Below are 5,531 nucleotides of genomic sequence, written 5' to 3' on the forward strand. Positions count from 1 at the left end.
TTTTTGTAAAATTGCTAAACCACGTCCATGGTCAGTAACGGAATTACTCATAATAATTGTCGCCCCGTCTGGAAGTTCTTTTAAGCTCTTATATTTTTGAGAGTATACACCAATTGGTTCAATATGAATTTTCCCTGCTATTTCAAAATCATATTTTTTATCTTTAATTTCTTTTTCTAAATACGGAATGTGCTGGAAGTAGTTTGCATCTAAATCCTTATCCGCTAACGATTTATTTGGCAACACGTAATCTTGGAATTTTTTCACTTCTAATTCAATTCCTTTTTTCTCAAGTAACGGTTTTGCTTTTTCTAAAATTTCAGCATGCGGTACGTTAGAAGCACCAACAACAAGTTTCTTTTCATCTTTATCTTTCCCGCCACAAGCAGCTAACCCAAAAATTGAAGTTGAAATAAGTGCCGTAAGTAATAATTTTTTCATTTAAAATATCCTCCCGTTTTTATTATCGTTTATCTATTCGAGTCGTTAAACTATCACCAATCCACTGGATTAAAAATACAACTAGTAATACACAAATTGTCGCAACGATTGTTACATCGTTATTCCCTCTCTGGAATCCTTCTAAGTAAGCAAGTGTTCCAAGGCCACCAGCACCAACAACTCCCGCCATTGCTGTATAGCCTACTAAAGCAATTGTCGTAACCGTAATACCAGATACTAATGCTGGTAATGATTCTGGAATTAACACTTTCAAAATAATTGTGCTTGTTTTTGCTCCCATTGCTTTTGAAGCTTCAATTACACCTTTATCAATTTCGCGAAGTGCAATTTCAACCATTCTCGCATAGAATGGTGCCGCTCCAATAATTAAAGCCGGCAAAGCTGCACTTGCTCCAAGAATTGTTCCAAGAAGAATCTTTGTGAATGGGATTAATAAAATAATTAAAATGATGAACGGTATAGAGCGGAATATATTTACGAATGCTCCAATCACCGTATTAATTGATTTGTTTTCCCATAAATTATCTTTCGCTGTCATGAAGAGTAACAATCCTAAAATTAGTCCTAAAACAAATGTCGCAAGAGCTGCGATTGCCGTCATATATAACGTTTCACCAGTTGCTTCTAACATTTGATTCCAATCAACATTTGCGAGTAACTTATCCATGTGCAATCACCTCCAGCTCTACTTGATCTTGATGAATTCCTTCTATTGCTTGCTGGATCGCTGTTTCCTCACCATTTAAATGAACAACTAAACTACCGTAAGAACCGTTATTCGTTTGTGCAATATTTCCTTGCAAAATGCTAACTTCTATATCACTGCGTTGCATTAATCGTTGAAGCACTGGTCTTTCTACAGCCTCACCGATAAACTGCAAACGAATTACTTTTCCATCTGGATATTTTTCAATTAAACTTTCAATTGTTTCATTTGTATCTTCAGAATCTGTTAACTGCTGTACAAATCGTTTCGTAATATCTTGCTTCGGATTACGGAATACATCAAGTACTGGACCTGTTTCTACAATCTTTCCTCTCTCCATTACCGCTACTCGGTTACATATCTTTCGAATCACGTGCATTTCATGTGTAATGAGTACAATTGTTAAACCAAGACGCTTATTAATGTCTAATAGTAAATCTAAAATTTGATCTGTCGTTTCTGGATCAAGAGCTGACGTTGCTTCATCACATAAAAGCACTTGTGGATTGTTAGCTAATGCTCTTGCAATCCCGACGCGTTGCTTTTGGCCTCCACTCAGCTGAGATGGGTACGCGTCTCCTCTTCCTTCTAATCCAACAAGATGAATTAATTCATCAACACGTTTTCTTCTCTTCGCTTTATCAACACCTGCAATTTCAAGTGGAAACTCAATATTTTCACGTACAGTTCGTGACCAAAGTAAGTTGAAGTGCTGAAAAATCATTCCGATTTCTTGCCTTGCCTTACGAAGTTCACTTCCTGTAATTGCTGATATAACACGATTCGCAATTGTAATTTGACCAGAAGTCGGTTTCTCTAACTGATTAAACAATCTGATTAAAGAACTTTTCCCAGCGCCGCTATATCCAATAACACCAAATATTTCACCTTTTTCTATTTTTAAATTGGCGTTATCTACAGCAGTGACATCACCGCTTTTCGCCTTATATATTTTCTTTACGTTCTCTAATAGAATCATGATGTTCACCCCTTTTTTAAATAAAAAGCGCAAGCGGCTCGTTTAGAACAAGAGGACGCCCGAATCCCTGATGTAGAGGCGCTTTTGGCCTCATAGGAAGGGATGAAACGACCGACTGTTCTAGCCGCTGGAGCTAGATTTCATAAAGATTTTAGATCGACTCCGCAATTTTTTATGTTTAATGCGTGTAGTCCACCGTTATCACTACTTTTATTATTTGAATGTCCTCCACATTCAAATAATAAAAAAACCTTTCCGCTTTAGAGAAGCAGAAAGGTTTATATGCGTATATAACAACATTATCCCTCTCTCTCATCTCTCAAAGCATTTGCTTTGCAGGAATTGGCACCATTTCAACATAAGTTGACGGTTGCCGGGCTTCACAGGGCACAGTCCCTCCACCTCTCTTGATAAGAGAAATCAGATTACATTTTCGTCTGATTTGTAATTTATTAAATTGTCTATATTTTATGACTTGAATTGTATCAATATCCACACACCATGTCAACAAAAATTTTCGTAAAAAATGAACCTTCAGAATTTTAAGCCCCTACTGACATCGGTTTACATATGTGAAACATCGATTCCACTAATAACATCGTTCGGTACGTTCCTGAATATTGTACACGTCCATCGTTCATTAACATTTGCAATCGTACATTTCCATTCACCAATTGTTCTATATCCTTTTCATCTAAGCAAATGATTTGTTCCGTTCCTCTTTCCTCATGTACCAGCTCTATATAATCTCTTGAAATTTGTAACGAACAACTTTCATCTCCAAAGCGAAAATTAACAGTTTTTTCCTCTTTCCTTAAAAGCGGTTCTAAATGATATTGACCATTAGCGTAATTTACAAATGATTGAAGCAAAGAATATAATCTCACCCTAAATCACATCCTTCATATCACTTTCTATTACATACCATTCCCTCTCACTAAAGAGCAATCCTGTTATTTTCGCTCGACAAATACTGTATCCACCCTGCATCTCGACATATTTCCCAAGAAATATGTCGAGGCGGCAAAAATTTTGCCGCCTACTTTAATTCCGTATATAAATATTCAACCGAATGAAATGCGTATATCTTCTTCATCAGTGTCCCATTTTCAAAAACAAGTAAACAAGGTACACTTTCAATCCCATACTCTTTCGCTAAATACGGAGCATAATTTAAATCTAACATCCCAATTTTGAGGCCTTCAATTGTCATCTCAACGACTGTTAACATCTTTTTTGCTAATTGGCATGTTCCACACATTGGAGTATATACATATAATACTGTTTTTTCTTCGTTCTCTATTAGGGCTGTAGCTTCGGCTCCTGTCCAATCAATCACTTCTATCATTCCTTACCGTAAATATTCTGTATAAACGTCAATGTCGGCTCCCCATAATACATTTGCTAAGTGTGTAGATGGCGCAGTTGCCACTTCTCGGTACGAGCGATCAATATAGATATGCTCGGCTTGCGGAAATTCTTTTCGAAATTGTTTCCTTAACTTTTCTCCAGCATCATCAGCATCCACTAGCACATACACTTCCTTATCAAAAAACTGATCAACGAGCTCATCCATTTTCGACAAACCAATTGTACCATTTGTACAAACAATTTCCACCGGTTCACGAATAATAGATTCAATCTTTCTTCTATCTGATGTACCTTCTACAATAATGACTTTTTCTACATAAATCATATGTCATCACCCGATCACCATATACTATATAACCTTGAACTTAGTATATAGTATATTCGTTATTTTCATGTTGTTTCCTGTTTATTTTTGCAAAAGAAAAGCGGAAGCGGCTTGCTCAGAACAAGAGGACATTGGAACTCCTGAACTAGAGGCGCTTTTTGCCTCAAGTGAAGGAGTGAAATGACCGACTGTTCTAGCCGCTGGAGCTGGATCACAAAGAAAAGCGGAAGCGGCTCATTCAGATTGTGAGGGGGGATGGAGCTTCTGACGTAAAGGCGTTTGCCTTGCAGGAAGAAGCGAAGCCACCGAACAATCTAGCCGCTAGAGCTGGATCATAAAGAAAAGCGGAACCGACTGTTTAGCCCTGTTGGCTAAGGTTCTTTCGTACAGAAGACGCTTTTTGTCTTCTCGTACGGAAGGTTCTTAGACATGAAGGGCTAGGAGGTGGACAATGAAAAGCGGAAGCGGCTCATTCAGATTGTGAAGACTTATGAAACCTTACCACAAAACAGTTTTTCTCATAATAGCTTATTTATTTACATATAACTTGAATTTCATTATTTCACACAAAATAAAAAAGGACAGCACAAAGGCTGTCCTTTAGTCGACTATAATTAGTCTTGGTTTGTCATTTCTGCATATTTTTCTGCAGTTAATAACTTCTCAACTTGGCTTGCATCAGAAAGTTCAACTTTAACCATCCATGCACCCTCGTATGGAGATTCGTTAACAAGTTCTGGTTGGTCACTTAATTCTTCGTTTACTGCTACAACTTTACCGCTTACAGGTGCGTATAACTCAGAAACTGTTTTAACAGATTCTACGCTTCCGAATGGCTCGTCAGCTTCGATTGTTGCACCTACTTCAGGAAGTTCAACGAATACGATATCGCCTAGCTCACCTTGTGCAAAGTGAGTGATACCGATAACAACTTCATTACCTTCAGTTTTTACCCATTCGTGTTCTTCAGAGTAACGTAAATTATTTGGAATGCTCATGACTGTACCTCCAGTGAATGTATTAATTATGTAAAAATACCTTATTGGTACTTTTTCCACACACTTTCAAACTGCTCTTCGTTAAAACCAAGTGTTACATTCGTTCCATCTGTTACAATTGGACGTTTAATCAACATGCCATCAGATGCTAAAAGCTCATACATTTCGTCTTCGCTTGCATCTTTCAACTTATCTTTTAGACCCAGTTCACGGTAACGCATTCCACTTGTATTAAAGAATTTTTTTAATGTTAATTCACTTTTTTCATGTAAATTACGTAAATCTTCTTTTGATGGTGGATTTTCAACAATATGAATCATCTCATATGCTACATCGTTTGCCTCAAACCATTTCTTTGCCTTTTGACATGTGCCACACTTTGGATATGAATAAAATGTTACTGTCATAAATTCACCTACTTTTTTACTAACCTTTACCTTTATCATATAGAAAACGTTTTATTATTTCAAACCATTATTCGCTAAACTTTTACTTATTTCGTGATAATTTTTAATAATCCTGCGAATTTTTCTTATTTTTCCGCCATTTGTTAAGAAAAAAATAAATATATAAATTTTTTAGATTCTTCACCAAACATATATCTTAAACAAGCGTTTGATTAATTCTCCATTTTTCTTTCTTAACCTTTGAACTACAGGAGTTTCTTCCTACCGAACATACAGCTTAAAC

8 protein-coding genes and 1 riboswitch are annotated in these 5,531 nt (G+C 36.6%); all 8 genes read right to left on the minus strand.

Features of this window, described 5'->3' with window-relative positions; all coding sequences use genetic code 11:
* On the minus strand, nucleotides 1-441 hold a 441-nt coding region (locus tag HMPREF2590_RS21595), incomplete at its 3' end, for a MetQ/NlpA family ABC transporter substrate-binding protein (RefSeq protein WP_256325172.1).
* A 22-nt stretch (nucleotides 442-463) separates the two neighbouring features.
* Nucleotides 464-1,129: a methionine ABC transporter permease gene (locus tag HMPREF2590_RS21600; RefSeq protein WP_000359401.1), complete on the minus strand. Its 666-nt coding sequence runs from the start codon at nucleotides 1,127-1,129 to the stop codon at nucleotides 464-466.
* Nucleotides 1,122-2,147 (minus strand): methionine ABC transporter ATP-binding protein, encoded by a 1,026-nt coding sequence (locus tag HMPREF2590_RS21605; RefSeq protein ID WP_000601780.1) that lies wholly within the window; start codon nucleotides 2,145-2,147, stop codon nucleotides 1,122-1,124. Before HMPREF2590_RS21605 ends, HMPREF2590_RS21600 begins: the two co-directional genes overlap by 8 nt.
* A 309-nt stretch (nucleotides 2,148-2,456) precedes the next feature.
* Nucleotides 2,457-2,564, minus strand: a riboswitch (SAM riboswitch).
* A gap of 125 nt (nucleotides 2,565-2,689) precedes the next feature.
* Nucleotides 2,690-3,034, minus strand: coding sequence for a hypothetical protein (locus HMPREF2590_RS21610; RefSeq protein ID WP_001242137.1), 345 nt, complete (start codon nucleotides 3,032-3,034; stop codon nucleotides 2,690-2,692).
* Nucleotides 3,035-3,186: 152 nt separating this feature from the next.
* Nucleotides 3,187-3,495 carry a thioredoxin family protein gene (locus HMPREF2590_RS21615; RefSeq protein ID WP_002062684.1) on the minus strand — a complete coding sequence of 103 codons (309 nt, stop codon included), beginning with the start codon at nucleotides 3,493-3,495 and terminating at the stop codon, nucleotides 3,187-3,189.
* 3 nt (nucleotides 3,496-3,498) lie between these two features.
* Nucleotides 3,499-3,843: a toprim domain-containing protein gene (locus HMPREF2590_RS21620; RefSeq protein WP_000640870.1), complete on the minus strand. Its 345-nt coding sequence runs from the start codon at nucleotides 3,841-3,843 to the stop codon at nucleotides 3,499-3,501.
* A gap of 614 nt (nucleotides 3,844-4,457) precedes the next feature.
* Nucleotides 4,458-4,841, minus strand: coding sequence for a glycine cleavage system protein GcvH (gcvH, locus tag HMPREF2590_RS21625; protein WP_000026896.1), 384 nt, complete (start codon nucleotides 4,839-4,841; stop codon nucleotides 4,458-4,460).
* Between the two features lie 41 nt (nucleotides 4,842-4,882).
* On the minus strand, nucleotides 4,883-5,248 hold the full coding sequence (locus tag HMPREF2590_RS21630) for an arsenate reductase family protein (RefSeq protein ID WP_050822164.1): 366 nt from the start codon (nucleotides 5,246-5,248) through the stop codon (nucleotides 4,883-4,885).
* Between the last annotated feature and the right edge of the window lie 283 nt (nucleotides 5,249-5,531).

This window comes from Bacillus sp. HMSC036E02, assembly GCF_001836235.1.
Lineage (GTDB): Bacteria > Bacillota > Bacilli > Bacillales > Bacillaceae_G > Bacillus_A > Bacillus_A cereus.